Source organism: Candidatus Jordarchaeum sp., assembly GCF_052745115.1.
In genome coordinates, this window is the sequence record NZ_JBRAKS010000397.1 from 1 (window position 1) to 3,377 (window position 3,377).

5 protein-coding genes are annotated in these 3,377 nt (G+C 39.4%); 3 read left to right on the plus strand and 2 right to left on the minus strand.

All coding sequences use genetic code 11. The features are described 5' to 3' along the window. Positions 1 to 275: 275 nt before the first annotated feature. On the minus strand, positions 276 to 521 hold the full coding sequence (locus ACUVXA_RS18455) for a hypothetical protein (protein ID WP_445872757.1): 246 nt from the start codon (positions 519 to 521) through the stop codon (positions 276 to 278). Positions 522 to 656: 135 nt separating this feature from the next. Between ACUVXA_RS18455 and ACUVXA_RS18460 the strand changes: the two genes are divergently transcribed. From ACUVXA_RS18460 to ACUVXA_RS18470, 3 genes are read left to right on the plus strand one after another with little or no spacing between them, the layout of a single operon-like run. Beyond that, on the plus strand, positions 657 to 830 hold the full coding sequence (locus ACUVXA_RS18460; protein WP_445872758.1) for a hypothetical protein: 174 nt from the start codon (positions 657 to 659) through the stop codon (positions 828 to 830). Beyond that, entirely contained in the window at positions 814 to 1,452 is a 639-nt protein-coding gene (locus tag ACUVXA_RS18465) for a cobalamin B12-binding domain-containing protein (protein ID WP_445872759.1), read from the plus strand. Before ACUVXA_RS18460 ends, ACUVXA_RS18465 begins: the two co-directional genes overlap by 17 nt. Before the next feature lie 3 nt (positions 1,453 to 1,455). Next, the gene (locus ACUVXA_RS18470) at positions 1,456 to 2,604 is read left to right on the plus strand and encodes a uroporphyrinogen decarboxylase family protein (protein ID WP_445872760.1); all 1,149 of its coding nucleotides are present in this window, start codon (positions 1,456 to 1,458) and stop codon (positions 2,602 to 2,604) included. 241 nt (positions 2,605 to 2,845) lie between these two features. Here ACUVXA_RS18470 and ACUVXA_RS18475 read toward each other — a convergent pair whose 3' ends face one another. Next, the gene (locus ACUVXA_RS18475; protein ID WP_445872761.1) at positions 2,846 to 3,286 is read right to left on the minus strand and encodes a PIN domain-containing protein; all 441 of its coding nucleotides are present in this window, start codon (positions 3,284 to 3,286) and stop codon (positions 2,846 to 2,848) included. Between the last annotated feature and the right edge of the window lie 91 nt (positions 3,287 to 3,377).

The window sequence follows — 3,377 nt, forward strand, 5'->3', positions numbered from 1 at the left end:
ATTTAATTTATTCAAATATGCATTATGAAACAATATTTTATTCAAAGTTATAAATTATATTTAAATCCCTTTTCTGCACCCTTTGTAAATGTTTTTTGTATTTTTTCTTTTTTCTCAATTACTGATTGTTTCTCTTGCACGGATTAAAGTTTCCCGAAAATTTATTCAGTAAAGGCTTCTGCTTCCTCCACAGGCTTGCAAATTTTATAAAAATAGGAAAAAATAAACCAGAGGTGCAGAAAGTGGGTTAAATCATAAAATTTTATTTTTTAGTATTAATCTTCAAAGTAGTCTTCTTCCGATAGTTCAACGGATCGTGTATCTGTATGAGGCTTGTAATTTCGTTTCCAAGGATTTTTTTCTCTTCCTTCCATAAAGGCTGCCTCTGCCCAGGTGATTTCGTCCTCCTCTAACATTCTCTCCCGCTGCTCATCATCATAAATGTTTTCCGTGTCTTCTATGGATTTCCAAGGCATTTCTTCATCATTTTCTGTTATTCTTCTTTTTTCTCTTTTTCCCAAAGTCGTCACCTCGTGTAAATGCAATGGTTTATTACTTAAAAAAGTATTTCATAAAAAGGTATTTCATAAAAACAAAATACATAATAATACTCTTTACAATAAATTCTAAACTATTTTCTTGGAGGTTGTAAAGGAATGATGAGTGAAGAAAGAAGGAAAGCCGTTGCCAAATTGATGTTTGGAAAAAACGCCGACATTGTCGTGAACATTTTCCCCATGCTTCTTGGAATGTGGGGTGTTCCACCGCCTGCACCCCCACCTCCACCAGAACCTCAAAAAGGAGAGTCAAAAGATGAAAGGAAAGAATAGTGAATTAGCAGAGGCACTAGTTAATCTTGAGGAAAAGCGTGTACTGGAAATGGTACAGAAACAATTGAACTCAGGCAAACCGGCACGCGAAATTTTGAATCAGCTAAAGGAAGGCATGGATAATGTGGGAAAAAAGTACGAGGAAAAGGAGTACTTCCTTTCAGACTTGGTTATGGCTGCTGAAATATTCAAGTTGGCAATGGAAATTATTGAACCCAAACTTGAAATCTCGAAAGAAAAAGAAAAAGGAACTATAGTGATAGGAACCGTTAAGGGTGATTTACACGATATTGGAAAAAACATAATGGTGGCTCTGCTTAAGAATGACGGCTTCACGGTACACGATTTGGGCACTGATGTTCCACCAGATGAATTTATCAGAGTTGTGAAGCGTGAAAAAGCCCAAGTGTTAGGACTATCGGGAATCTTGACCATGGCTGTTGAACCAATGAAGGAAACCGTGGAAACCTTGAAGAGAGAAGGACTGCGAAAAGAAGTGAAGGTGATTCTCGGCGGTCTTCCCGTGGATGAGAAATGGAAAGAGATTGCGGGAGCAGATGCTTTCACTCAGGATGCCTATGAGGGGCTTAGAATTATTAAAGAGTTTTTGGGGGTGAGATGAAAGATGGGTAAAGCTACCGAGGAGGCTATGACGCCTCTGGAAAGAATTAATGCTGCTATGGATTTAAAAGAGCCTGACCGGGTGCCAATTGCACCACTACTAGACACTTTTCCGGCAAGAGTGGCAGGAGTCACTTTGGCTGATTACCTGTTCAATTTTGAAATATTTGAAAAGGCATTCGAAGAGACCTACCTCAAACTAGGAAAGGTGGACATGATTGATATTGCGCCTACGGGTCTTGCGTACTTTGACCCATTTCCGGGCATGTTCTCGACATTCTACTTTGAATGGTATCTTCCGGGGAGAGAACTTCCACCAGATCGGATGGCGGAGATTAATGAGCACTCCAAGGAAAACCCAATAATGGACGAAAACGGTTACGACCTTATAATAAATGAGGGATTATACCGTTTCTTCAGTTTCAAACGCGGAAGTTTATTAGACATCGCAAGGATACCGGAGTTCGGAATGAAATCCGCCATGCTCAAGGCAAAGTGGATGGAGAAATATCAAGCACCCCCTATGCTCGAAGGGCAAATTGCCGCTCCCTACGACCTTCTAAGCAAGCTACGGGGCACTACAAACTTTCTACTAGACCTACATAGAAGACCAGAAAAGATTATTGAAGCCTGCGACTGGATGGTGGACGGTCTCATAGCAATCGCGCTAAACATGATAGATATGACTAGAGCGGAATACGTACTCTGTGGATCCGGAGGGCTGAGCTCAGACTTTGTAAGTCCAAAAACATTTGAAAAGTTCGGCTTACCTTATCTCAGAAAGGTTCTTCACGCGGTTAAGGATCATGTTAAGAGAATTCAGTGCCACTTTGATACTAACTGGACTCCTATACTAGAATATCTTATAGAACTACCATCAAAGAAGTGTTACCTACACTTAGATGAGCGCACCGACATTTTCAAGGCAAAAGAAATTCTTGGAGACCACATGTGCCTTTTCGGCAACCTGAAACCATCCCTGCTTTCTTTCGGAACACCCAAAGAGGTAGAAAAAGAAGTCAAGAAAATTATTGATGGCTGCGCTGAGGGCGGAGGACTCATAGTAAGCGCCGAGGTACCCGACGATGCAAAGTTTGAAAACGTAAAGGCTATGGTGGATACCACCAAGAAGTATGGGGTCTACAGAAAATAACTGGAAACTGTTTGTACAAAAAATAAAAAATTTTTTCCTCTTTTTTTCTGGCTAGATTTTAATTTAAAATGATTTCCAACCAAGGAAAATAATTGTAAATAATAAATTCGTTCTGATTATTACACATTTCTCGGATTTCTTTTGGTATTAAAACCTGACCTTTCCCACCAACCTTCCCTAATTAAGAGGCGTAGATTTTAATATTTCCTCAAAATAGTTGTTAGATTTACGGATTAACTAATTACACATAATCTTCTAAGAATAGAATATTGAAATCTTTTTCTATATTTGGTGGCATTTCTTTTTCCCTCTTCCTGAATATGGCTATGCAGTCCTTAACTTTTGACATAGCTAACAAGTAGCAGTCAGTTAAGGCTACGTTATATTGGGTTTTGATTTTTGCAGCTTCCACATCCAAGTCGAAGCTACGATTAATTTGGATTGATGGATGCCCGTTAAGCCATTCAACAAGTTTTAATGCTTTTTCCAAAAAGTTGCTAAATCCTAAAGTTTTGTATATTCTAGCTGCAAAATAACATGTTTCCGCAAGAATAACTCCTGGTAAAAACACTTCTATCCTGTGGAAGGAGTTAATGAGAGCTTGGGCAAGTTTATGGAACGACCCCTTTAGGTCAATGTATTCTATAAAAACACCGGTATCAATTGAAACCCTAGCTGACACCCAGATCCCTCAGAAGTTTCTCCACCTTGTCGCTACTTGCCTTCGCTTCTCTTAGAATTTCCTCCGAAACCTTACCCGCCTCTACAAACAC

What these genes read in the sequence shown, in the direction of transcription:
- ACUVXA_RS18460 (WP_445872758.1), top strand. Translation starts at nt 657, where the DNA reads ATGATGAGTGAAGAAAGAAGGAAAGCCGTTGCCAAATTGATGTTTGGA.
- ACUVXA_RS18465 (WP_445872759.1), top strand. Translation starts at nt 814, where the DNA reads ATGAAAGGAAAGAATAGTGAATTAGCAGAGGCACTAGTTAATCTTGAG.
- ACUVXA_RS18470 (WP_445872760.1), top strand. Translation starts at nt 1,456, where the DNA reads ATGGGTAAAGCTACCGAGGAGGCTATGACGCCTCTGGAAAGAATTAAT.